The 25,366-nt window shown below is 42.1% G+C and carries 18 protein-coding genes; 6 read left to right on the top strand and 12 right to left on the bottom strand.

Annotated elements, in window-relative coordinates; genetic code table 11:
- Positions 1 to 10 precede the first annotated feature (10 nt).
- From FCV43_RS09460 to FCV43_RS09435, 6 genes are all read right to left on the bottom strand, one after another.
- Positions 11 to 2,125: a type I secretion system permease/ATPase gene (locus tag FCV43_RS09460; protein ID WP_136995005.1), complete on the bottom strand. Its 2,115-nt coding sequence runs from the start codon at positions 2,123 to 2,125 to the stop codon at positions 11 to 13.
- Between the two features lie 18 nt (positions 2,126 to 2,143).
- Positions 2,144 to 4,054 carry a bifunctional diguanylate cyclase/phosphodiesterase gene (locus FCV43_RS09455; protein WP_136995004.1) on the bottom strand — a complete coding sequence of 637 codons (1,911 nt, stop codon included), beginning with the start codon at positions 4,052 to 4,054 and terminating at the stop codon, positions 2,144 to 2,146.
- Positions 4,055 to 4,059: 5 nt separating this feature from the next.
- A complete protein-coding gene (locus FCV43_RS09450; protein ID WP_136995003.1) occupies positions 4,060 to 4,734 on the bottom strand; it encodes a transglutaminase-like cysteine peptidase in 675 nt (224 codons plus the stop codon).
- Positions 4,735 to 4,868: 134 nt separating this feature from the next.
- Positions 4,869 to 6,260, bottom strand: a complete 1,392-nt coding sequence (locus FCV43_RS09445) for an HlyD family type I secretion periplasmic adaptor subunit (protein ID WP_017053860.1) — start codon at positions 6,258 to 6,260, stop codon at positions 4,869 to 4,871.
- Between the two features lie 124 nt (positions 6,261 to 6,384).
- The gene (locus FCV43_RS09440; RefSeq protein ID WP_136995002.1) at positions 6,385 to 7,635 is read right to left on the bottom strand and encodes a sigma-54-dependent transcriptional regulator; all 1,251 of its coding nucleotides are present in this window, start codon (positions 7,633 to 7,635) and stop codon (positions 6,385 to 6,387) included.
- Positions 7,635 to 9,479, bottom strand: a complete 1,845-nt coding sequence (locus tag FCV43_RS09435) for a sensor histidine kinase (RefSeq protein ID WP_240697145.1) — start codon at positions 9,477 to 9,479, stop codon at positions 7,635 to 7,637. The genes FCV43_RS09440 and FCV43_RS09435 overlap by 1 nt, the downstream gene beginning before the upstream one ends.
- 200 nt (positions 9,480 to 9,679) lie before the next feature.
- Here FCV43_RS09435 and pdxH point away from each other — a divergent pair, with 200 nt between their 5' ends.
- Positions 9,680 to 10,315, top strand: a complete 636-nt coding sequence (gene pdxH, locus FCV43_RS09430; protein ID WP_017053857.1) for a pyridoxamine 5'-phosphate oxidase — start codon at positions 9,680 to 9,682, stop codon at positions 10,313 to 10,315.
- Between the two features lie 160 nt (positions 10,316 to 10,475).
- On the opposite strand, the gene FCV43_RS09425 is transcribed toward pdxH, so the two are convergent.
- From FCV43_RS09425 to FCV43_RS09415, 3 genes are all read right to left on the bottom strand, one after another.
- Positions 10,476 to 11,213 carry a helix-turn-helix transcriptional regulator gene (locus tag FCV43_RS09425; RefSeq protein WP_136995000.1) on the bottom strand — a complete coding sequence of 246 codons (738 nt, stop codon included), beginning with the start codon at positions 11,211 to 11,213 and terminating at the stop codon, positions 10,476 to 10,478.
- Between the two features lie 371 nt (positions 11,214 to 11,584).
- A complete protein-coding gene (locus FCV43_RS09420; protein ID WP_136994999.1) occupies positions 11,585 to 13,402 on the bottom strand; it encodes an SUMF1/EgtB/PvdO family nonheme iron enzyme in 1,818 nt (605 codons plus the stop codon).
- A gap of 195 nt (positions 13,403 to 13,597) precedes the next feature.
- Positions 13,598 to 14,701 (bottom strand): PEGA domain-containing protein, encoded by a 1,104-nt coding sequence (locus tag FCV43_RS09415; RefSeq protein ID WP_136994998.1) that lies wholly within the window; start codon positions 14,699 to 14,701, stop codon positions 13,598 to 13,600.
- 421 nt (positions 14,702 to 15,122) lie between these two features.
- Here FCV43_RS09415 and FCV43_RS09410 point away from each other — a divergent pair, with 421 nt between their 5' ends.
- From FCV43_RS09410 to FCV43_RS09390, 5 genes are all read left to right on the top strand, one after another.
- Positions 15,123 to 15,950, top strand: a complete 828-nt coding sequence (locus tag FCV43_RS09410; RefSeq protein ID WP_040887187.1) for a helix-turn-helix domain-containing protein — start codon at positions 15,123 to 15,125, stop codon at positions 15,948 to 15,950.
- 183 nt (positions 15,951 to 16,133) lie between these two features.
- Complete coding sequence (putA, locus tag FCV43_RS09405) at positions 16,134 to 19,286, top strand: bifunctional proline dehydrogenase/L-glutamate gamma-semialdehyde dehydrogenase PutA (protein WP_136994997.1); 3,153 nt, start codon at positions 16,134 to 16,136, stop codon at positions 19,284 to 19,286.
- Positions 19,287 to 19,306: 20 nt separating this feature from the next.
- Positions 19,307 to 20,044, top strand: a complete 738-nt coding sequence (locus FCV43_RS09400) for a 1-pyrroline-5-carboxylate dehydrogenase (RefSeq protein ID WP_136994996.1) — start codon at positions 19,307 to 19,309, stop codon at positions 20,042 to 20,044.
- Positions 20,045 to 20,130: 86 nt separating this feature from the next.
- Complete coding sequence (gene putP / locus FCV43_RS09395; protein ID WP_029203349.1) at positions 20,131 to 21,621, top strand: sodium/proline symporter PutP; 1,491 nt, start codon at positions 20,131 to 20,133, stop codon at positions 21,619 to 21,621.
- Positions 21,622 to 21,856: 235 nt separating this feature from the next.
- The gene (locus FCV43_RS09390) at positions 21,857 to 22,111 is read left to right on the top strand and encodes a hypothetical protein (protein ID WP_113798629.1); all 255 of its coding nucleotides are present in this window, start codon (positions 21,857 to 21,859) and stop codon (positions 22,109 to 22,111) included.
- A gap of 25 nt (positions 22,112 to 22,136) precedes the next feature.
- Here the strand turns inward: FCV43_RS09390 and FCV43_RS09385 are convergent, their stop codons facing one another.
- The 3 genes from FCV43_RS09385 to FCV43_RS09375 all read right to left on the bottom strand — a co-directional run bounded on the left by FCV43_RS09385 (position 22,137) and on the right by FCV43_RS09375 (position 25,206).
- Entirely contained in the window at positions 22,137 to 22,346 is a 210-nt protein-coding gene (locus FCV43_RS09385; RefSeq protein WP_431188287.1) for a hypothetical protein, read from the bottom strand.
- Between the two features lie 404 nt (positions 22,347 to 22,750).
- On the bottom strand, positions 22,751 to 23,455 hold the full coding sequence (locus FCV43_RS09380; protein ID WP_017052384.1) for a hypothetical protein: 705 nt from the start codon (positions 23,453 to 23,455) through the stop codon (positions 22,751 to 22,753).
- Positions 23,456 to 23,733: 278 nt separating this feature from the next.
- Entirely contained in the window at positions 23,734 to 25,206 is a 1,473-nt protein-coding gene (locus FCV43_RS09375; RefSeq protein ID WP_136994995.1) for a C69 family dipeptidase, read from the bottom strand.
- Between the last annotated feature and the right edge of the window lie 160 nt (positions 25,207 to 25,366).

Raw genomic sequence — 25,366 nt, 5'->3', positions numbered from 1 at the left:
AAGACCAGAGTTAACTCGCTGCTTTTACTTTTCCTCTCTTCAAATCAGCTAAAACTTGCGCTTTTGGTCCATCGGCAATGATGTTGCCTTTTTCCATAACAATAACGCGATCGACAATATCTAACATTGAGGTTTTATGAGTAATTAGGATTAATGTCTCACTTGGCATTAATTGGCTCAACTGGTGCTTGATATGCATTTCAGAGCGGTTATCCATGGCACTTGTGGGCTCATCCAGTAGCAAAATTGGTGGTCGTCCTAAAAATGCTCTCGCAATGGCAACGGCTTGTCGCTGGCCTCCTGATAATTGCAAACCACCTTCACCCACTTGTCGCTCTAAACCTGCAGGGTCTTGCTGAGTAAACACCGTGACCCCTGCTCGGTTAGCGGCATCCATCACATCGCGATCGTCCACTAAAGTTCGGCCTAAAGTAATGTTATCTCGAATTGAGCCGAAGAATAGATTACTGTCTTGTGGAACACAGCCTATATTGCGTCTGACGTCTACGTGATGAAGTTGCTCAATATCAGTCTCATCAATCCTTACATGACCCTCTGTTGGCTTATACAGGCCCATAATCAAGCGTTCTAGCGTTGTTTTTCCTGAGCCTATTCTGCCAATGATGGCGACCTTTTCTCCAGGGGTTATGGTTAAGGAGAGCCCGCGAATGGATGCGACTGGCGAGTCTGGGTAATGGAAAGTAACATTATCGAGTTCGATTTTCCCTTGAATAACTGGGCGATGAATGTAGCGTTTTCCTTCTTCTTGCTCATCAGGCATAGACATCACTTGCTCAATGATGGTCATTGACGATTTAGCTTGGTTGTATCGCGTTGATAGTAGGGATAGTTGAACCAGTGGGCCAATGGCACGACCGCTTAACATGGTTGCTGCAATCAGCCCACCCATTGTCAGTTCGCCTTCAGCAATGAGGTAGACACCTAAGATAATCATTCCCACATTTGTGCTTTGTTGAACAAACCCAGCGGCATTTTGGATGCTGTCGGTTAAGCGACGGCTTTTAATATTCCAGTTCGCCATATGAGCGACGGCTTCTTCCCAGCGGTACTGAAACTGGCTCTGCGCACTAAGAATTTTAACCGTTTCTAACCCTGTCAAGCTTTCTATTAAATTGGCGTACTTCTGTGAGGCAAGTCGGGATCCCTCTTCAATGGTTTTCTTCAGCGGGCCTTGGATCAGTAAAGAGTGGATAATTAAGATGACCACACCAACGATGGGTACTAATACTAAATTGCCAGCCATCAGCCAGATTAAGCCTAAAAATAGCAGAGCAAAGGGCAAGTCGATCAACGATGACATCGTCGCTGATGTGAAAAATTCACGAATGGATTCAAATTCTTGTAGATGGCGAGCGAAAGCCCCAACGGATGGAGGTTTTGACTCCATGCGGATCCCCATCACTTTACTGAATAGTTTGGATGAAATCAGAATGTCCGACTTTTTACCTGCAACATCAATGAAGTAACTTCTGAGTAACTTTAAGCACAAATCAAAAGTGAATATGACAAAAATACCACTCGCGAGTACCCACAAGGTTTCAAATGCAAGATTAGGGACGACTTTGTCATACACTATTCGTGTGAACATAGGAGCGGCTATCGCAAACATATTGATTAAGATTGAAGCGATCAATACATCACGGTAAATGTTGCGTGATTCCCATAACGTACTCCAAAACCAGTGACCTTCTCTAGTTTTGAGTACTTCCGGCGAACGTTCATCATAACGAAACTGTTTTTTTACTAGAAAGTACCGTTCAGTGTATTGCTCTTCAAGTTCAGCCAAAGGCAAGTTCACGGGGATCATGCCAGATTCATGGGTGATCACCTCCGCTTCCTGCGTCTCTTTGTTTATATTGATGAGCACACACGCTCCACCGTTCTTGAGAAGTAGAACAGCAGGAAGAATGAGAAGAGGAATGTCCAATAGTTTGGACCGGTTTTCTTTTGCTACTAGGCCTGCGCGTTCTGCTGAACGCGGAAATAGGAAAGGCGTTAACCTTCCGTCTGTTAGCGGTAGGCCATTGATTAGCGCTTCAGGTGAATTCGCTAGTCCGTAATAACGGCTAACATAGATAAGCGAATTGAGTAGCGGATCTTGCATTCAATTGAACCTTAATTCTTATTTATCAACGATGAAGCCTTGGAACACTTCAACAAAATTTTCTGACAAGAAATCTAATTGGGTTTGAGTTTCCACGCGTGATGCTATGGTTGTTATCCCTAAGTTATGTGCTGTTCGAGAGATGGATGTCAGTGTGAATTTCTGTTTTTCATCGTTTAAGTGGTGAGTGAACAAGTAATCCAATTTCACGTAATTGGGTCTGAATTCATTGATGTAATCGAGAGACTGGAAGTTACGACCATAGTTGTCTACTCCAAAATCAGCGCCAGCAGTACGAATAGCATTACACAATAACGCGGTGTAGTGGGGGGCATTAACAAAGCAATTTTCAGGGATCTCAAAATGTAACTTGTTTGCAATGGAGGCGTGTTTGACCAACATCTTGCTCACCCAACGAATGAAGCTTGGCTGAGAGACACTGCTTTGGGCAAGGTTAATTGCGATAGGACAGTCAAACTCACCATTATGTAATTTTTCAATAATTGACTGGATAACAAATTCATCAAAGATGTGACTGGCTTGAAGTTGCTCAAGAGCGAATAAATACTGATTGGCGCTGTATCGCTCACCATCTTTTTCTATTGATGAAAAGACTTCACGATGGAATGTTTTTCCCCAGCTATTGTTGGCTTCTTGGAATCTGAAATTAACCCAACCATTGTGAATCGCTTCTTCAACAAGAGTTTTCCACTGTTGCTTACCGAGGATGTTTTGTCCTTTATCACTGCAAATTAACGCGTATGGTAGAGAGGGATCTGCTTTTGCTGTCGATAACGCATTATCGACTAAAGATAAAATTTCTGTGGTTGTTTTCGGGGTACGGTTAAATGTCACACCCAGCGAGATCTTAGGATTTGCCATTCCAGTAGGATCGGAGTCCATACTGCGCACGCAATTGATGATGCTGTCAGAAACAATTTTTAACTCACTCTCATCCATATTTGGCAGAATAAAACCAAATTCATCAGAAGAGATCCTTGCGATGGTTGCACCTGTTGAGGTAATCGTATGTTTAAGCTGTGCAGAGAGATCATGGATAAGAAGATCGCCTTGTTCATATCCTTTTTCATCATATTCATCTTTAATGAATTGAGCATGTAAAACGGCTAGGCCACCAACGGCTGATTCAGATAACCATTGGTTAAGTTGGGCGAGATAAAATGCACGGTTTCCAAGTTGAGAAATAGGATCAATGTAAGCTCGGTCTCGTAATTTTTGAGCTTCTTTGGCTTGAGCTTGAAAAGCAATCTCAACTTGCGTCGACATGTGGTTGATACCGTCAACAACAGAAATGAGATCTTTGGTGTTTGGCCTTTCTAACGGTTCACCAAATTGATTGTTGGCAATTTGGTCCATTTTGTTGACGATCTGTTTTAGTGGAATTAAAGCGTGTCTTAAAATCAAAGATATCGAGATTAACCCTATGAGAAAGATGCCACTAAAAACGGTGATCAAATCGATAAATGCTTTCCACAGTTGTAAGTAGGCAGGGCCGGGATGACTGACGATTTCAACTTCCGCAAGTTGCATCCATCCGCTGGTGACGACTCGGCGATCATGTATTTTTTCAAATAGAGGAAGGTCAGTGAACCAAGTTGGAACCTCTTTCGAACCGACAGGGTATGAACGGAGAATTTCTTCACCTGAATCTAGAAAAATAAGCCTGACCACTGAATACGAACTTCCATCAAACAGGGCATTGATTACTGATTCAACGGCGACAGTGTCATTGTCTTTTAAGTAAGGGGCGAGTGCCAAGCCAACGGTATTGATTGTATTATTTACTTCAGAGCGTTGCTGCTGCTCTAGGTTATCGCGAGTGGTATTGAATTCGATAATGAACACTGACGCTATGAGCATCAAAAATACCGCTGTCATCCCCACGACAAGTTGTCTATATAAAGTCATAGTGCTTACTCATCATAATTTATAATTGGTTTATTTAAGTTTAAGTTTCGCTCTCTAGAGCGTAAATCGTTCCACAAGCTGAGCCTTGATGACTTACCAGCTAATTTTCCGCTTGAGTTCTTTGACTTCATTAGCCACAAGTTTTTACCGTTAAAGCTATAAATCGGTAGTAAATCTGGGCGTGAAGACGCTCGTTTTATTTCAGGATTAATGTTGTCTAAAATCAGAGGCTCGGCGCTGGGTTTTGAATAATAGGCTAATACCATATGAAACTGATTCAGTTCTATTGCTTTAACATACACCAAACGAAGTTTCTTATCTGATACACCAAGTTCGAGTAATGAAAAGTATTTGGCGATAGTAAAATCCTCACAATCTCCAGCATTACTACCTAGAAACTCTAGCGGTGTTGCCCAATAATCCTTTTTTCCCCATAAATCGATATCATTAACAAAATAGAGCTGATTAAAGAATCGATTGACTGAAGTGAGTTGCTGTTTTTCTGGCAACTGATGAAACTTCGCAATCTGATTTCGCCAAGTGTTTACTCTTTTCCCTGCTCGTTCACCATAAGTGATAGTGACAGCGTCAATCCACTGTTGTTCTTTCGTGTTTAATGCTAGCGATGTAAAAGATGCTAATAGTATTGAAAATGAAAGAGCTACTAGCTTAAGTTTCATTTAAAAGTCACTGTATCCACGAAGTTAAGGTTAGTTATCACATTGTTCTCCTTTAAGGCTTCCGTCGAATTCATCAAAAGATAGAGCTCGATGTCCAATCTATTTTTTATTTAGTGTATTACTCTTTTAAAGCATTATTCTTTTAGAGCATTAGTCCGAGCGCTTAAGATTGGCTTGAGTAGATACTCCAACACGGTTCTTTTTCCAGTGATAATGTCGATGGATGCGGTCATTCCGGGAATAATGGGTAATTCTTTATCATGACCAAAGTTGGTTTTTTCGGTACGAACTCGCACAATGTAAAAGCTGTTCCCTTCTTCGTCTTGTGTTGTATCTGCACTGATATGTTCCAACACGCCTTCCAAACCGCCATATTTAGTGAAGTCATAGGCGCTAAACTTCACTATTGCTGCCAAGTTAGGTCTTAAAAAAGCGATATCTTGTGGGGCTATTTTAGCTTCAACCAGCAAGGTATCTTCAGTGGGAACGATTTCGACGATATCCATCCCAGGCTGAATTACCCCGCCCACCGTATTGAAGTTCAGTGTTTTTACGGTGCCGGTAACGGGTGATATAACATTGGTACGGTTAACTCTGTCTTCCAAGCCCACTGCTGATTCTGTGATGGCAGATAACCTGTCTTGCGCGTCATTGAGCTTCTCTTGCTGCTCTGAACGAAATTTTAGTGCAGCATCAATTCGGCTAAGCATCGCCTCTTTGATTGCAGATTGCAGAAGTGGGATCTTCAATTCGCTAGAGGTCAGTTCACGTCTAGTATCGTTCACTTGGCGTTGAAGTTTTAGTAACTCAATACGCGGTACCACGCCTTCTTCAGCTAATGGTTCCGTAATTTCGAGTTCTTTCTGTGCGAATTGGTAGCTTCTCTTGAGGTTTCTGGCTCGGGCTTGAATTTCGATCAGATCTTGTTGTCGCTGAATGACTTGTTGATCAAAAACTGACAGTTGGTTACGTAGACTATTAAGATCTTGTCGATATTCTGCTTTTTGGCGACTAATTAATTTCGGCTGAAGTTCGCTAAATAGAGGAGGGAAAGCGAGTTTTCCATAATCAATTTTTACGCTGTCTTCCCAATTCTTTTGAGAAACTTCTTCATTGATAACCACACTGCTTATTGAAGCTGAAAGTTGTAAAACATTCGCCGTTAGATTTGATACTTGCTGTTCTCGCTCACGGTAATCCGACCGAAAACGAGTGTCGTCGATCAGTAATAGAGGTTGTCCTTTTTGGACTTGTTGCCCTTCATGAACCAGTATCTCTTTAACTAAACCACCTTCAAGGTTTTGAATAATTTGGATTTGAGATGAAGGCACCACTTTTCCTTGGCCTACGGTGACTTTATCTATTTCTGCCCAAGAGGCCCAAAGCCCAGCAATAATAAAGAATAGAACCATGATCCATAGCATCAATCGTGCGCTAGTCGGAGTATTGAGAAGCAATGCCGCGGTTTTGTCATCTACGTAATCAAGCTCATTCTTTGAGAGCTTGTCGTAGTTTTTATTACTCATGTGCGTTCCTTGTCAGCATGCATCGTTTAAGTCTCAACGATATTTTAGGCTGATTTTAACAAAATGTTAAAGTTTTTAGGTAATTACCTTATTATACAACAGCCATTGGGATTTTATTAAACCTCTAAGTTTTAAAGTGAGATTTATCTAATTGGTGTTTTTTCAGTTTGTCATAGAGCGTTTTTCGTGAGATTTGCAACTCTTGTTGGATTTCTTTCAAACGGCCGTTATGTCGTTGCAGAGCATCCATTAGTAGAGAGTGTTCAAAACGTTCTGTTTTCTTAGAAAATGAATCGCTCTCCGTGGTTAGCTCAGACAACAATACTTCAGGTGACTCTTCTGCAGGCTTTAGTGCTCTCACCTCAGCATAGTGACGTAGCTGTTTGATGTTTTCTGGCCATTCGTAGCTTTCGAGTTGTTGAATTTCGTAGTTTTTAATGGTGGGAGGCTGTAACTGATATCGGCTTGCCGCCCCACGGACAAAGTGCTTAAACAGTAGACCAATATCCTCACGTCTATCTTTCAGTTCTGGTAAAGAAAAATGATACAAAAGGGAGGTTGGTTGATTCTGTGATGATTCAATTTCTTGAGGCAGTGTATTGGTTGCAAGAATGAGGCGGCAGTTGTGCATGTTAATTGTCAGTAGTTGTTGCCAATGCGCAAGGGTTAGGATCTCCGCGGAGTGAATGTAAATCGTTCCTCCCTGGTAGTGGTCCGCAAGCTTAGAAATAGAATCAATCAGCTCGCACTCTTGTAATTCGCATAACGTATAAGCCGAAAGGGGATAAAGCTCAGCTTGTGGCGATGAATGAATGTCATGGGTGTACTGCGCGGCGATACGTTTGCCTGTTCCAACTTTACCAACAAAAATGATCGGTAGTCTGGGTTCGAGTTCTATCAGCTTGCGCCGTAAATCGATAATGGCTTTGGAATGACCGATGAGTTTTGGACCAACCTGACTCTGCATCTCTAACTCTTTTTTTAACCAAATGTTTTCTCTGACTAAAGTGAGCTTTTCTTGTGCTTTATAAATGGAGGCGAGAAGCTTTTCGGTTGAAAAAGGTTTTTCTAAAAAATCGCATGCTCCTGATTTCATCGCGGTTACAGCCGTCGATACATCGCCATATCCCGTGAGCACAATAACTTGGAAGTGAGGGTTGTTACCTAGCAACTGGGTCATGAAATCGAGCCCTGTCATCACTGGCATGTGAATATCTGTTATTACAATCGCTGGCGTTGTCATATCAATCGTGCTGAAAGCTTCAAGGGCATTAGGAAAAGTCACAACATGGATCTGTTCAATCAGTAACGCTTGAGAAATCGCATCTCGGATTGCTGGCTCGTCATCGATTAAGTAGATGGTTTGATCTAGCATTATTCTTCCTCCTTTATATCCGATCCGTGATTTGACCGAGCAAGTGGTAGCCGAATAGTAAATGCTAATCCGCCTTCTTCTCGGTTATGGGCTGTGATATATCCATGATGCGCTTCAATAATTCGCTTCGTAATAGTAAGCCCGAGCCCTAATCCTTCTGGTTTTGTTGTGAAAAATGGGTCAAATAGCGTGGTAAGTTCTGTGTCATTTATCCCCGGCCCATTATCCCAAAAATGAAGGTTGCCTTCTCTGTTGTTCACCTCCCACTCAATGCCGATTTGTGGGTTGTGCGACTCTGTTAAGGCTTGCAAAGCATTGTGGATTAGGTTGACTAATACTTGCTCTAACTGAACGGAGTGAATTGCCACATATTGGTCATTCGCAATTGCGGGAATACGCAGTGTAACGCCTTGGCGTATTGCTTGAGTGCTTAGAATACCGATAGCGTTATTTATTGCTAAATGCACGCAAGCGGAACAGGTATCGCTTTGGGTGCTTTTACGAGTAAACACTTTTAAGCGGCTAATAATATCCCCGACGGTTTGATTGAGTTCTACCATTTTGTTGAGGTTACTCGTCACTAAATCTAGGTGTCCCATCTCTAATAGACGCAGGCTGTTTTCACTGTAAGTCCTCATTGCGGTAAGCGGTTGATTAATTTCGTGGTTGATACTGGCTGATAGTTCTCCCAATAGCGCTAATTTTGCCGCTTGAGTCAATTCATGCTGAGTCTGTTTTAGCTCGTGTTGAGATTGCTGATATTGAAAAATTGTATTTTCCAACTGTTCATTGGCGTGTTGTAAAAATTGAGTGCGCTTTTCTACTTTACTTTCTAGTGCTTGGTTTAAGTTTAGCAGTGCGTTTTTTGCGTGATATGTTTGTCTCCAGTACCAAGTGACCACGATGAGCAGGCTATAGACCAGCAGATAGATAATAGCGACCTCACTGGTTGCTATCAGTAGTTGACTCTTTGGTTGTAGTGCTACAATTTGATAGCCGTTTGTGTTCGATGGTTGAGCGTATAGGTAGTGATCATCGGTTGAGAGTAGTTGCTCGGTTGGTAGAGTCAGATCTGCAGCGAAAAGCGGACTAATATTTGGCTCTGTGAGCAAGCTGATTTCTTGCACGCCATATTGACGTGTTGACTGCAGTACTTGGTGTTGTTTTGCGTTTAAAGGGGATACTGATTGATATAGCCACGGAGCGAAACTGCTTAGAAAAACGATGTTGTTGCTATCAATCACCATTATTTGCATGTTATCAGTACGGATCAACTGCTCTATATTTTCCAAGCTGACTTTCACTGTCAAAACGCCAACAATGGTTTGCTTAAAGAAGAGTGGGGATGAAAAGTAGTAGCCACGTTTATTCGAACTGATCCCTAAGCCAACGTATTGGGATGACTGCCCCTTTATTGCCTGTTGAAAGTAGGGACGAAATGCGTAGTTATTGCCAACAAAGCTATTGGGCTGATCATGATTACTTGCCGCAATACTGACACCGCTCAAGTCGTTAATGTAGATGGTGTCAGCAAGGCTTTGAACGGACCACTCTTTGAGTAACTCATTGAGTGTTTCAGAGCTTAATTTCCCCTCAAAGTAAGCCGCTATTCGTGGGTCGTGATCCAGTAAGTTGGGTATTTGCTGAAATTTGGCGAGCTCAGAATCTATCTGTTGGTAGGCTTTCTGAGCGCTTGCGTTGAACTGTTTTTGTAGTTGTGTTTGCTTGTATTGAGTTACGCTGAAAAAGATCAATATTAAACTGACGAGACCAATGATGACTGATTTGATGATGAATTGTGAATTGGTCGATAGCGATGATGAAAACGTCGATAACTTAGACAAATAAACCTCGAAGATATGCCGATCATGTGGGTGTTTATTTAGCTTATCAGTTTGAGCCACATATTAACGCGATCCAGTTATCAAGGGCTTCCAGTTTGTAAGTGTTTGTTTGTCTAAGAGTTGGTTTGGGGAATTTCGATTGTTACTTGTGTTTCGTGATATAACAGCGCAAAATCTAAAAAAAATTCTAAGGAGTAGAAATGGAACTGACAGATATTCGTCGTGAATACGCACAAGGCGGTTTAAGACGAAAAGACCTAAAAGCCGATCCTATTGAGCAATTTAATTTTTGGTTAGAACAGGCGATTAACGCCAAACTTACCGATCCGACGGCAATGACGGTTGCGACTGTGGATAAGGATGGTCAGCCATTTCAGCGAATAGTGCTACTGAAAAATGTCGATAAAGAGGGATTCATTTTTTACACTAATTTAGGTAGCCGTAAAGCTCAGCATCTGGAAGATAATTGCAAAATTAGCCTTCACTTTCCATGGCACCCTTTAGAAAGACAAGTTCATATTACTGGCACGGCTGAAAAGTTGTCGGCATTAGAGAATATGAAGTATTTCTCTTCTCGTCCTAAAGAGAGCCAACTCGCGGCAATCGCAAGCAAGCAAAGTAGTCGTATTTCTGCGCGCGGTATTTTAGAAGGGAAGTATTTAGAGCTGAAGCAAAAATTTGCCAAAGGTGAAATTCCGGTACCAAGCTTTTGGGGTGGTTTCAGAGTTAAGCCTGAAAGCATTGAATTTTGGCAAGGAGGCGAACATCGCTTGCATGACCGATTCCTTTTCTCTAAGCATGATCAACAGTGGGATATTGACCGCTTAGCGCCATAGCTCTAAGCGCCATAGTTCTAAGCGCTATAGTTCTATAGCTGCGAAGTTATGCTGTGTCATCGTTTTACATTGTAAATCGTCGATTATTAAGCCTCAAAGTAACGTTGAAAAACGAACTCGTGAGGCTTTTTATTGGGCGCTATTTAGATCGGTTGTCAGGCTAATACTGCTCGTTGAGGCATTCATTGTTTAGAACGACAGATAATTGGGTTTTTAATAAGCTTTTTGGAATGACAGAGCCAAAGCCAGCATCGAGGGCTTTATCGATGAGTTGCTCTTTGCTTTTGGCATTAAATTTGGTTTTAAGTTTGGCAATATAGCCTTCAACCGTTTTAACTGAAATCGCCATCGCACGAGCGATATATTGAGGCTTTTTGCCATACAGCAATAGAAATAGAGATTCGGACTCTCGCTGTGTTAGAGGCTCTATCTGCCCCTCATCTATGACATTAAACCCCACAGCTTGGCGGTTTGTGCGTTGAATTCCAGTGGCACGACAAATCCAATGGCCTACTTCTAAGATGGCAGTATCCGTTAGCTCCTTGCCAAAGAAAATAGTTCCTATCACCTCATTGTTTTCATTGTACCAAGGTTTCTTGGTAAAAATATGAGCGTGCCAGCGGCCATCAGGGTAAGGGTGAATATCTAAAATCTTTATTGTCTTTCTTGTCGCGATAACAAAAGCATCCTGACGTTGGAACTCTGCTGCACACTCTATGGTTGGGCTTGGCATTTCAAAATCACTGCGGCCAATACATTGGTTTGGTTCCTCTACACCAATAAGCTTTGCATAAGCTTCATTAGCATAAACAAAAACAGAATTAAGATCCTTACACCCCCAGCAGCCTGGAAGCTGGTAAAAAAGAGAGATGAGAGTGGAATCGAAATCTGTAGACACAATAAAATACCGTTGGAAAATTTAACTTATTGTATCAAAATCAGTGAGTTATTGTATGCAGTCAAATGCAATTTTTACAGTGTAATGTCTTGATGGTGATTATTTGAACATTATGGCCCATTTTGGACAAAAAAAAGCCAGCCTGAAGAGGGGCTGGCAAATACAAGAATTAATCTTGTCGACGTGTAGAAGAGGTTCCACATTCCTAGCACATGTATTGCAAAAAATGTAGAGGTATCTATTAGACACCATGAGCGATATAACATTCATTACCTGCCCATGTGGGTAATGTAAAACAAGTTTGATATTGAAGTAAGGGGGGAAATCCCCCCTTTGGCTATCTTTCTGGGAAGGGTGAGCGTTACGGTTGCCTAGAGTTGGCGTAACACTCGGAATCCGACATAATTGGCTGCCATCGTAGGTGCTAAGTAGAGTTCGCTTTGTGCTTGAGCTTCATTTGGAGAGAAGCTCCAAGCGCCACCTTTTGCGACACCTTTGCTATCTTGTGTCCACTCCCAAACGTTGCCCACGACATCGTATAAGCCATATCGGTTGGCTGGGAATGATTTCACAGGCGAGGTGCTTACATTCGACCATGGTGTTCCGCTCCAACCTGTATTGGCTTGGCCTTCATCAAAGTTATCTCCCCACCAGAAATTGGATTTAGAACCGGCGCGAGCGGCTACTTCCCACTCGTCACTGCTTGGTAGACGGTAAGTAAAGCCCGTCTCTTGTGAAAGCCAGTGAGTGTATGCTGTTGCATCATTGCGGCTGATGCATACAGCAGGAGAGCTTGCTGATTGCTTAAAGCCAGGGTTACGCCAATAGCTATCAGAAATAGGAGTGACTTCTGATTGGGCTACAGCAGTACAAATGTTCTGCAACTCTGCATCTGTTTGATAATTCGTTCGTTTTATGAAAGTTTCAAACTGCATCACTGTGATTGGGGTAGAGGCAATAGCGAAAGCATGATCAAGGTTATATTGCTTCTCTCCATGCTCCCCTAATAGGAATTGTCCAGGCTCAATGACGACCATTTCAGGCGCTTTGGCGTTGCTACCAATGGCGTCTGCGAATTTATGGCCTGTTTTTAACACATTCTCTTTCTCACGTAAGACGGCACGCAGCGTATGATCTGATTTAATTCTCAGCTCTTGATTAAAAGAGCGGTAGCCCTCTTTCTCTATGGTGATCATGTGTGGTCCTACAGGTAGCATCACTTCCAATGGTGTGCTGCCATATTTCACGCCATTCACCGACACGGAATCATTATATTGATTAGAGCGGATCGATAAGCTAACCCAAGCAACCTCTTTTTCAGGTGCTTTAGCGGATTCTTCTCCTGGCGCAAAACAGTACTGAGAATCGATGTTTAACAATTTACAGGGAGCGTTGGTTGCAGGACGAGCTTCTAATTCAACATCGACAACTGTCTTATGTTTGTTATCACCATAGAAGCTAGCATTCACAACGTTATGGCGTAATACGTGAATGCTAAGAGAAGCCGAGGCGATATTTTGTTTTACAAGCGCGGATTCTGAAGTGCTTTCAACTAACTCGTTTTGGAATTGTTTCACTGCTTTTTGCAGGGCTAAATCTGTCGTTTGCCCTGAACACTGAGCCAGTGTCATATTTGATTGGCAGGTGTTAGTAAAGCTTACTTTTTGCTTGCCACTTTGGTGCAACTCGCTTTTAAGTCGATCAGCTCGAGATCGTAGCTGTTCATTATCGAGCTGGGCGATAGACTGCTCAATCACGGCTTGCTCGGCCTTTAATTGTGCAAGCTCTAGTTCAAGTGCCTGTTTATCTTGTGCGGCTGTTAACTGTTCGCTTTGGTTTCGTTTTACTTTTGACCAAGCTTCTTGGTAAGCCGATTGTGTTGGTTCTAAGTCAAGCTCGGGCTCATCAATCATTTTGGCATAATCACGTTCAAGGTTTTGTTTGGCTTTTGCCAATATTGAACTGTATTGATTGTTTTGTTCGATAAGTCGATTAACCAGTTCTTGCTGATTCGAAACTTGATTACTTTTATCAGCAACGAGCTTTTGAGCTGCTTCAAGTTCAGAGTGCTTAGTAAATAACTCGCTCTCTATACTAAGCACATTCGATGTTGGTGCTTGAGCATAAGTGGAGGTCATTACTAGGCAAGGTGCAAGAGCAAATAAGAGAGCAGGTAAACCTTGGCGCATTATCATTCTACTTAAGTCATATTTCTGAATATATGGTTATTCTAAACGAAAACGCCATTTTGTCTGAAGTCATCTGAGATATCTTCGTGACAAAATGGCGTTTTAACGTCAGCTTTGTGAGTTTTGGCAAATAATTGAACAAAAATTGCTAATTAAACACTCACTTGTAATACATAAATATTGGGCTAGTTGGGTTTAACTCTCTTTATTAGGGAGTAGTTTTACCCAAACAGTGTCGTTACCGTTAAGTGTAATCACCCGATTGTATGTTTCGTAGCCTTGTTTTGATACCGTAATCTGATGGCGGCCATTTGGTAGTACGATCTCGACAGGAGTACTGCCGTAGTCGATGCCATTAATGGTTACTGAATCGTTATATTGATCAGAACGAACCTTTACATTGGCCCATTGCTTATCATTTTTTTCAGTTTTTGCCGCTTGGTCGCCTTTTAAGCAGTAACGCGGAGAGACATTCAGAAGTTTACAGGCTGCGATTGCTTCAGGTTTCGCTTGCAGTTGTGCTTGCATTTGAGTGAAGTAAGCGCTGTTTCCTGAGAAGCCACTTTTGATGATTTGGCTCTCTTGAACATGAATATTAAGTTGCACACCTTGAAGGTTTTGTTTCGCTATATTGGATTCGGTGAGCTTTGAAAGCATGTTTGAACGGAACGTTTTCACCGCTTTCTGTTTGGTTAGGTGCTTACCTTGGTTAGCACATTCACCTAGTGTCATGGTCGTTGAACACGTTGTTGTATAGCTTGTTTCAAGAACGGCACTTTCACGCAGTTCTGTTGCTAAACGCTTAACACGAGCTTCTACTTTCGACTCTTGTAAGTTCGCTAGCTCATTGTTGCTTCGTGCTTGCTTTTGCTTCAGTTGAGATAAGCGCATCTCATTTTCAACGATTGACTGTTTACTCTCTAGTAACTGAGCTTGGTTCTCTTTTACATTGGTCCAAGATTCTTGGTATTTCTTCTGAAAAGAGACAAGATCGGTGTCTGGATCTTCAAGTAAACGGCTGTACTGTTTGTCTAACGCTGATTTAGCACGATTACGTTTCGCGTTAAAATCTTCACCATCACGTTTTAATTTAGCTTGTTGATTGAGAAGTTGTTTAAGATTCTCATTCTCAGCAGAATACTCTGATGAAAGGGTATTAAGTTCGTTCTGCTTTATGTCTAGCTTTTCATCGATAGCCGTAACAGGATCGACTTGAATTAGCTCTTCAGCTGATACCGATGTAGATACCCAGAAAGGAGTTAACGCTAATAAAAGCGTAGAAATGCGAAATGTGCTCATAGGTCCCTGCAGTAAGTTGTATTGAAAAATACGCAGATAGTTACATCGGCGAAAAGATATTATTTTGACGACTATGTATTTAAGCCCATAGTTTAGGCAAATATGAACGCTAAAAAATGCAGCAGAACGCACAAAAAGTGTAAGGTGCTTGAATCTGCATAAATTTTTCTAGTGCTATTTTGAGCTGTACGCAAAATTATGCAAGTGTCAGCGATTAAATTAATGGATTTATAATTAGTTGATTGCACATTAACCGTAATTAATGTGCACTTGATCATTGTTCCGAGAGCTTTGGTGATCAGAAATCAGTGAGCCTATAAGTGTGTTGATGTATATTTTTGTGGAAAAGGATCGATTTTTTAGTGCTACAAAGCTTCTTGTTATATCATCTATTAAGCACGCCACATTGGAATCGAAACAGATGAAAACCCCTGCGACTCAATCACCTTCTTTAATTGACGATATCGCCAAAGATTTGGCACCTAGGCCAGCAGAGATAGTTACGCTACCTTCACACATGGATTGTCATGAGCATTCTTACAGTCAAGTGGTTATCGGCTTGAAAGGGCAAGCGGAGTTTGAAGTCAGCGGGCGGGGTAACCTAGTTGGGCCAGGACAGGGTTGTGTGGTTACCGCAAGTTCTGATCATGCCTTTGGCGGCGTGATCGGGCAGTCGGATATTTTGGTGTTAAACATGCCTGTTGCCACCAGTGATGATCCTTTAATGCTTGATAAGATCAACCAGCTATCTCGAGCTGATACCTACTTTCAATTGGATAGCCAAATTCAGAAGTTGATCAGAATGTTAGTGCTTGAAATGCAATCTAGCCCGGATGATCTTTTGCTTAGCCGAGCTTGTAACGATACGGTTGTTGCGTTGCTACAAAGGCATATTTCAGTGTTTGAAACCTCAGCTAAAGAGTCCCGTTTTGATCTTGAAGCGATCGATCGCTATATCGAACTCCATCTCAGCCACAAAATTTCTGTCGCCCAGCTTGCTGGTAGCGTATTCCTTGGAGAGAGCCAATTTCATATGCTGTTCAAAGATCAGATGGGGATTACCCCTCATCAATATGTTTTAGGTAAGCGAATTGATATGGCAAGAACGTTGATTGAGCAGGGGTCGTTAAGTTTAGGGCAGATCGCGGAATTGACAGGCTTCTCTGGACAAAGCACTTTCACTCATACTTTTACACGCCTTCAAGGGATCTCTCCATCTCGATACAAAAAGCAATCTTCTGTTAAATAAGTCATTAGTTACGGATTAATATATTGCCAGTTATTATGTGATATTGTTTATACTTTGTTAAAAAAGCGAGTTTTTAGCAAAAAACTCGGAGTTTTTGACAAGTAATCCTCTTCTGCTCAAAATACACTGCCAGCCATTGTAGAAACTCCGATACTTTTTCGGATGTGAGATTGAGGAAAACGCATGTTTACTGCTACTGATGTGTTAAAACCAGAGTTTATTGAGCAACCGCTTGATAAGCTGTGGTCACTGATCTCGCCATTATATATGGTGGATGAGTCCCAATGGCTAAAGCAACTTTTACCGCTAGCTATCCCTTCAGAACAAGAAAAATCAGAGATTTCACTTAAAACGACTCAACTGATTGAATCTATTCGAGCGGATAAAAAGTCGATCCAAATGATTGATGCACTACTTCTTGAGTACAGTTTAGATACGCAAGAGGGCATTCTATTGATGTGTCTAGCGGAAGCGTTAATGCGTATTCCTGATTCGGCAACCGCTGATGCTCTCATTCGAGATAAATTGACCGTTGCGGATTGGAAATCTCACCTCAAAAATTCAGATTCTGTTTTCGTTAATGCATCCACTTGGGGCTTAATGTTAACAGGCAAAGTCGTTGGGTTATCAGACCAAGATTCACCAAGCCCAGCACAAGCGATGAACCGTTTAGTTAACAAGCTATCAGAGCCTGTCATTCGAAATGCCATGCATCAAGCAATGAAAATTATGGGGCACCAATTTGTATTGGGACGCAGCATTGCTGAAGCGCAAAAAAATGGCCGTGCCATGCGCGATAAAGGCTTCACTTACTCATATGACATGTTGGGTGAAGCGGCATTGACCACTGCCGATGCAAATAAGTACTTCAAAGATTATTTGATGGCGATTGAGGCTGTGGGCCGCGATGGCTATCAGTCAAAGGCATCGGCAAAGATGGAAAGTCCTGCCCCGTCGGTTTCTATTAAGCTATCCGCTTTACACCCACGCTATGAAGTGGCGAACGAAGACCGAGTTCTAACGGAATTAGCCGACACTTTAGAGCAACTATTACGCCGCGCCGTCGAGTTAGATGTTGCGATTACGATTGATGCCGAAGAAGCGGACCGTTTAGAACTGTCGCTGAAACTGTTTGAGAAAGTGTATCGCAGCGATTTGGTCAAAGGATGGGGCAAGTTTGGTCTGGTTATTCAAACTTACTCTAAACGTGCCCTTCCGGTGTTGGTTTGGATTAATGCGTTAGCAAAAGAGCAGGGTGATCAGATCCCATTGCGCCTGGTAAAAGGGGCTTATTGGGATAGCGAAATCAAATGGTCGCAGCAAGCAGGCTACGACAACTACCCAGTATATACTCGTAAAGAATCAACGGATGTTGCATATTTAGCTTGTGCTCGCTTCCTACTTAGCGAAGGTGTTCGCGGCAATATTTTCCCTCAGTTTGCAAGTCACAATGCACACACGGTAACGGCTATCGCAGTGATGGCACAGCATAAAGAGTTTGAATTTCAACGTTTACATGGCATGGGCGACTCGCTTTATAACCATGCGATGGAAGCGTACCAACAGTCAGTACGAATCTATGCACCAGTCGGTAGCCATAAAGATTTGCTTCCTTATTTAGTTCGTCGTTTATTAGAAAATGGCGCGAACAGTTCATTTGTTCACCGTTTGGTTGATGCTCGCTGCCCAATTAGTGAGCTGACTCAGCATCCTGTCGATATGCTGTTAAGTTTCGATACATTGAACAATACAAAAATCCCATTGCCTACAGATGTTTTCCCCGAGCGGAAAAATGCCTATGGGGTGAACGTTGATATTGAAAGTGAAGCCTCGGTGTTTGAAGCGCAAGTGACAAGCTTCTTAGATAAACAGTGGTCGGCAGGCCCTGTGATCAATGGTTCAAGTCATTTCGAAAGCATGATCAAGGCAGAAGATCATATTGAAACGATCACTGCACCTTACGATCGTCGGATTACGGTTGGGCAGGTTGCTTTTGCAAACCTTGATCATGTTTCCGCTGCAATCGAAGGTGCGGAAACGGCTTTCGCGGCTTGGCAGTTGGCGAGTATTCAAGATAAGAGCGCACTATTAGAACGTTTAGCCGATCTTCTCGAAGAGAATTTGGCGGAGTTGGTGGCGATCTGTCATCAAGAAGCGGGCAAAACCATTCATGACAGTATTGATGAAGTTCGTGAGGCGGTGGATTTCTGTCGTTACTACGCGAAGCAAGTCGATAATCTCGCGCAATTCAGCATTGAAGGATTTGATGGTGTAACACGCATCGCTTCACGTCAGGGTCGTGGTGTGTTTGTGTGCATTAGCCCGTGGAACTTCCCTCTGGCTATTTTCTTAGGCCAGATCACCGCTGCTTTGGTTGCAGGAAATACGGTTGTTGCAAAACCTGCCGAGCAGACGAGCTTAATTGCTGCTCGCGCGGTTGAATTGATGCAGCAAGCAGGATTTCCTGAAGGGACTATTCAGTTACTTCCTGGACGCGGTGCTGAGATTGGCTCTGCTTTAACATCTCACCCTTCAATTGCTGGCGTTGCCTTTACTGGGTCTACGGCGACGGCGCAACGAATTAATGTGACATTGGCAGAGCGTGATGCTGCGCCAGTTCCATTCATTGCCGAGACTGGTGGTCAAAATGCGATGATCGTCGACAGTACGGCATTACCTGAACAAGTCGTTCGTGATGTTATTCGCTCTTCATTTGCTTCTGCTGGCCAACGTTGTTCTGCGCTTCGCGTTTTGTTTGTACAAGAGGATATTGCAGATCGCATTGTGGCGCTTATTCAAGGGGCAATGAATGAATTAAGTGTTGGCATTCCTCATCTACACAAAACGGATGTTGGTCCTGTGATTGATGAAACCGCTAAAGCTAAGTTACTGGCCCACTTAGAGAGCATGAATAGTACGCAGAAGAAAGTGGCTCAGTTAGAACTGGGAGCCGTCTGTGAGCATGGAGACTTTGTCCCGCCAAGTGCTTTTGAAATTGATGATATTTCGTGTCTAAAAGAAGAGCAGTTTGGTCCTATCCTGCATATTGTTCGCTTTAAAGCGAGCGAATTAACGAATGTGGTCGAACAAATTAACCAGACGGGCTTTGGCCTAACCATGGGCATCCATAGCCGTAATGAAACGACTTACCGTTGGATTGAAAAACATGCGCGTGTTGGAAACTGTTATATCAACCGAGATCAAGTAGGAGCAGTCGTTGGTGTTCAACCATTTGGAGGCCAAGGACTATCAGGTACAGGGCCAAAAGCTGGCGGCCCGCACTATTTGTACCGTTTCACTCAGGTTAAATTTGCTGATCAATCAGCGTCTCACTAAGAAAGCACAGGAGAAATATCATGGTTCATCAAGTGACAGGTTTTTCAGATGCTTTTTTAGCATGGGAACAGTGGAATTTAACCAACTTTGATTATAAGTGTGAGCAGTTACTTTCACTGAAGGCTCAATTAAGTGAGGTTTTACCTAACTTAGCGCCAGTGATGTCATTTCACATTCAACAAGCTTCGACCTTGCTCGCAGAGAGTCACCAATTAATTGGGCCTACGGGTGAAACAAACGAACTTTACACCGCTGGGCGTGGTGTCGCGGCTCTTGTTTTTGAACTAGATTTCAATGGGGATACGACAGCTCAACAAGCCATAATTGCTCAATTTACTGCGGCACTGATTGCTGGAAACAGCGTGATGTTATGCAGTGATGATATGGCGCTAAACCAAGGAATTCAAACTGCCATAGAGCAGTCTCGTTTCCCTAATAACCTGATTCAAGTCGTCTCTTACGATGCCTATCATCAACTGCTCGCATGCGATGTGCGATCGGTGGGTTATGTCGGAAACTCGGAGATTGAACATAGCATCAATCTTCAATTAGCTAAGAGAGAGGGGGCCATCGTGAACTTAGTGTCACAAGTATTGGTTTCTAATCACTTAGCGTCGGAAAAGGATCTGGCGACATTGACTGTTGCTCATGATCCACACTTATCGCTGCGCTTCATAACGGAACGTACGAGAACTATAAACATAACAGCTGTGGGCGGTAACGCGACCTTGTTAGAACTTGGAAGTGACGCTCACTAACTTTCTTTATTACCTCTCCTCTTCAAACTATCTAAAGAAGAGGAGGGGGCATGGAAAGCGATCTTTAAGAAGAGGACCATCAAATGATAGAAAATAGCTTTGCTATCACTACCACATTTATCGCGTATCTAATTATGATGCTTGCGATAGGCGTTATCGCTTACAAGCGTACGTCAAACTCAAGTGATTATTTCTTGGGTGGCCGTTCACTAGGGCCGTGGCCAGCTGCACTTTCTGCTGGCGCATCAGACATGAGTGGTTGGTTATTGCTTGGCTTACCAGGTTACGCTTATGCAGCAGGTATCGAGGCATTTTGGCTTGCGGGTGGTTTATTAATTGGTACATGGGCAAATTGGCTAATCAGTGCAAAACGCCTTCGTACTTACAGTATTACAACGGATTCATTAACACTGCCTGAGTTCCTTTCTCGCCGTTTTAATGACAGTACAAAACAGATTCAAGTGATTTCTGCTTTCTTCATCCTTTTGTTCTTCCTTTTTTATACAAGCTCAGGCTTGGTTGCAGGCGGAAAATTATTTGAAACAGTATTCGGCCTAGACTATTCGACAGCCGTTATTATTGGCACAGTATGCGTGGTTTCTTATACTTTGTTCGGTGGTTTCTTAGCCGTATCATGGACGGACTTGGTGCAAGGTTTGCTGATGTCTGCTGCTCTGCTGATTGTCCCAATTGCTGCGATGCAAGGGGGCCTTGGTCAACTTGGTGATGATCTGTATGCAATTAACCCTGAGTTACTGACTTTCTGGAATGATTCGAAAGGTGAGCCTCTAACGGCTGTCGCGATTATTTCGCTTGTTGCTTGGGGCTTGGGTTATTTTGGTCAGCCGCATATCTTAGCGCGTTTCAAAGCAACCCGTACTAACAAAGACCTTACTTCAGCGCGTCGTATTGCGGTGATTTGGACGGCGTTATCTATGGCTGGTGCTATGCTCGTTGGTCTTGTTGGATTGGTGTATGTGACAAATTCAGGCGCGGGTGAATTGGCTGATGGCGAGAAAATTTTCATGCTATTGGTGAATGCTATCTTCCACCCTGTGATTGCGGGTATTTTACTTGCAGCTATTTTGGCGGCCATCATGAGTACTGCGGATTCTCAACTGCTTGTTTCTTCTTCAGCTCTTGCGGAAGATTTCTATAAACAGGTATTTAAGAAAGATGCATCATCTGAAGAGATTGTGCGTGTTGGTCGTATCGCTGTCATCGGTATTTCACTTGTCGCATTGGTACTTGCAATGACTCCTGATAGCTCGGTTCTTGGTCTTGTTTCTTATGCATGGGCTGGCTTTGGTGCGGCATTTGGTCCAGCCATTATATTGAGCCTATACTGGGATCGTATGAACCGAAACGGTGCGCTAGCAGGTATAATTATTGGCGGCGTTACTATTGTGGTTTGGAAGCAGATTTCAGGTGGTTGGTTTGATGTTTACGAAATCGTACCGGGTATTATTTTCTCAACATTAGCGATTGTTGTTGTGAGCTTAATGACTGCGGAGCCAGAGGAGGCGGTCATCGAACAACACAATAAGTTTAAGAAAAACCTTATTGAATTAGATTAATTTTAATATTTGAGGTTGTTGCATATCAGCCCTTGCGAGTGATCGCGAGGGCTTTTTTATTTCAGAAGTATGATCAAGGGAGGAGTAGTTTGCACGTAAGTCTCATTCTTTGAAAAAACAAGGTTGTTTTTTGAACATAACGCACGTTTTTTGTATTTTAACTTTTTAACTAGGAACAAAATTGAACAGAATATGTCAATTATCATTAACTGATTGACATATTTAGGGGAAGGAAATGCCTGATACATATTGTTCGACATGCCAAAAAGTGACAGCACACAAGGCGTTGATGCGACGCAATACGGACCACGATAGTGCTAATGGCGGTGTCTTACAGTCATTTCAACAGTTAATGAATCAGTTTATTAATGGTGAGCATTACTACAAATTAGAGCAGCAGTTGTTTTGCCGTTCATGCAATTGTCAGTCAGTGTCACCTGCGGATCGTTCGACGTATGCACGACTTGCTAATCATGAAATCCACTTATGAAGCGATAAAGTCGTACTCAATTAGTTTAAGCTGTGGTTGTACTCTCATCTTTTGAGTCGGTAGCAACCTCTACTTGTTCAATTGATACAGGCCAGCCATATTCGGTGTACTCTTTATAAAGAGTTTCAGCGATGTCCTTTGATACCGTTGCCTTAGTCCAATTCCCAATTCCAAAAGGTTTGTAAGATATTATATAGGTAATCATTGATTCTTCCTTAACTGCTATTTGCTTCATTATTCATGCTTTTCCTATTTTGCTCTTTTCAATTTAGCTCAAAATCGTTCTTTAAAGGTTCAATGTAAATAAAGATAATGAACAGGTTGATTATCATTTGATAAATTGACCGTGTCATAACGTGTTGTTTTGTAAAATATTTGAATGCGTACTAGGTTTGTTAGAGAGCATGAGGGAATTGAACCGTATTAAAGTGGGTATGAGTTTCATTTTCAGATGAGCTCACAGTGGTATGCTGAATCTTTAGAGGTGTGCTGTTATACCTAACCTTTCTAATATAGGCAGTTTTTTTAATATACAAACTCTTTTGCGATAGGGTAGGAACAAGAGAAGCGGTAATGGATCTTAAAGGGAGCAACATTGCTGCCCCTCTAATTATAAACCGAAAACCGAGTGTACTTTGATTAAGCGACGAGTGAAGAAATAACCCCGATTAGACCACCGAACACCCCTCCCCAAACTACTAACCAACCTAAATGCTGTTTAATCATTTTTTGGACCATCTCTTTGACTAATTTCGGTGTGAGTTCATTTAATCTCTGATCGATGATGTTTTCAATATTGATTTTGATCTCGTCCATCATGGCTGGAGATTCTAGCTGCTCTTTCAATGCTTCTTTTACTGACTCGCTTTGGCTGATTTCAATGACTGATTCTTGCATCTTTTCTACAAATGGTTGCTTTAGTGGCTGTAGTGCTTCCGTACCACCAACCATTGCTAACATGCCACCAAAAGAAGAGTTCGCGATCACATCAATAAGTGAGTCGAAGGTTGGGTTGAAATCTATTTTTGATATCACGGGCTGCAAATTTAAACTTTTACCGCTCGCCATCTCTTTGTTTAAAAATCTATCAATATTCGACTCTGTGAAAAATTGCTCCATCATTAATTGTTTGATCGCCGCTTTGAACTCTTCGAAACGAGCGGGTATGACCCCTGACCCGTATAGACCCGGTACTTTCTCAAATAACATATGAATGGCAAGCCAGTTTGTTATTGCTCCAGAAAAAGCGAATAACCCAGCATAAAGTAGAGTCGTGTTGTTTAGTTGGTACCCAGCCGCAAGAAGCGATATGGAGATCAGGTTGGTCAGTAAACTTTTGTTCATTTTAAATCTCGATAGATGTTATTAAGTGAGATTTTAAGGAAAAAAAGAATCGTAGGAAAGAGAAGATGGATAACTGCGAATAGAATCGATGAAAAAGGTCAGATCCCTTTCGGAATCTGACCATCCAGAACGCGCAAGCAAAGGGCGTTTGGTCTCTTTTGCGTCTATCAATTTAGTCGCTGAAGATGAGCATGTAAACGAACAAGCGTACGATACTATAAATAATAGGCCAACATTTTGAAGTTGGTCGTTATTTGACCGCCTCTGTTACATTTTATCTATAGATTCATTATCTTTTTGAATTCCTCATCTGAATATTTTTTCTCTGTACTTTTTGTTAGATCTGTCATCATTTTATAACGAATGTCAGTCGCCATTGTGAGCGTGCGCTGTAGTTGCCCAAAAGAGTAATCAGATGCCATATCCAATGCGGCTTGTTTATCTGTTTTGTAGAGCGATTTCAATGTGGTGTCTAATTGGCTGACTTGTTTGTAGAGTTTAGTCTCTTCTTTATCCCAAATCTCTTTAAGCATTGGCAGATACTTGCTTTGATTAGCTGAAGCAAGGGCGGTTAAGCTTCTAAATTGCCAGTAAGCGGAGTTGTCAGTGTAAGTGTCACCACCAGTCAAGTAAGGCGTTGGGTACTCTTGAAGGCTCGAATAAAGAGGCACGAGAACGGATTCAGGTAACACACCAAAGCTCTGCCAAATTAGCCCTTGAAGTTCATATGGCATCTCTGGACGTAACTGTATGATATGAGATTCAAGTTGGCGTTCTACTCTGATTGGTCGTTGGCCTTTCTCTTCCAATGATGTGCCTTTGTATGTCGCACTAAGTACTTCTGCTACATCTTGAACGGAAATCTTCTCATCGGGCTTCATGAATAACGGGTACTGATCTTGTCGAGTCGGTTGGTTTTTTGACTCAGTAAGCATCTTCTGACCTAGCCACTCGCGATCGATGTTATAAACATCACCCGTGACTCCGAATGCTTTGGCAAAATTAAATGATTTGGCATCAGGATTATCGAGCAGTTTATGCTGGTTCACAAATTCGACTAGCCCTTTCGAGTGCATGACGCTTTTACTATTAAGGTTAACTCCGTGAATTCGTAAGCCATTGGCGATCATCGCATAGCTGTCATCTGGAACTTTAACCGCGATCCAGTGATGTCCAGAGCCAATTTCGACTAACCAAACTTCATTGATGTCGGCAATATATAAGCTATTACCTTCGCCTGCGCCGTATTTTTCAATATATTCACCTAATAATGTCACCCCCTCTTTTGCTGTTTTAGCTTGAGGTAATATTAATGTTGGAATTATGGCTTCAATGACACCGTCATCAATTAGTGGATCTACTTTTAATGCCTTTTCATTTATTTCAGCGCTGGTGGTTGCAGATATTGCAACGTTATATTCATTAATACCACGCTCTTCATAAAATTTATTTTGGCTATCAACAGTATTTGCATCCCAATCTGGAATCGCGGAGTATGCGAAGAACTCTTTTGGCATAGGAACTTCTAGACCATTACCTAACTTCCAGGTCTCTGCCTCATTTTTTTGAGCAGGACGGTATGCTAAGTGTTTGTTCCAGTTATTGATTCCGAAGTCTTCATTACGTGCGATCATAATGCTGCCATCAATAGATGCGCCTTTTCCGACAATTAAACCCGTACACGCATCAGCGCTAATGGTAAATGTAGAAAGAATGGCAGCAGATAAAATGGATAAAGATATTTTGTTCATTGTAAATCTCCAGATGTGGAAAAGCCCAAACGAATAAAAATTCATTACTGTTGATAAATATGCATTTAATGTTGATTGTTTCGATTAATATTAGGTTTGGAGTGTATATCTCTATTGATATAAATATTGTATAGAGGATCACGCTATCGTTATTCTTTTT

It is taken from the genome of Vibrio genomosp. F6, from assembly GCF_005146325.1.
Taxonomy (GTDB): Bacteria; Pseudomonadota; Gammaproteobacteria; order Enterobacterales; family Vibrionaceae; genus Vibrio; species Vibrio cortegadensis.
This window is presented reverse-complemented; position numbering and strand designations above follow the sequence as displayed.